The organism is Pseudomonas sp. AC229 (genome assembly GCF_979254655.1).
In genome coordinates, this window is record NZ_CEEDHK010000065.1 from 1 (window position 1) to 261 (window position 261).

Sequence of the window (261 nt, forward strand, 5' to 3'; positions counted from 1 at the left end):
TCGTCTCGTGGGCTCGGAGATGTGTATAAGAGACAGAGCCTGCTGACTGCCACCGGGCTGCGCGAGGTGTTGCTGGCCTTGGCCCATGAGCGTGTGAGTGCGGCCGTGCACCTGCCGGACAGCGGCGTGGCGCCCCATCACGCGGCCCTGTATGCCTATCGTCAGGCCTGCGAAGCGCGCGGCGTGAAGAGTCTTTACCGCACTGAAGTCACCGCCATCGACCAGAGCGCCGGGCGCATTCGCGGGGTGAGGGTGGGCGAG

At 67.0% G+C, this 261-nt stretch carries 1 protein-coding gene; it reads left to right on the top strand.

Annotation, left to right across the window (positions count from 1 at the left end; all coding sequences use genetic code 11):
* Window positions 1-21 precede the first annotated feature (21 nt).
* A partial coding sequence (locus tag AC0IW7_RS24865) for an FAD-dependent oxidoreductase (protein ID WP_471821513.1) occupies window positions 22-261 on the top strand: 240 nt, incomplete at its 3' end.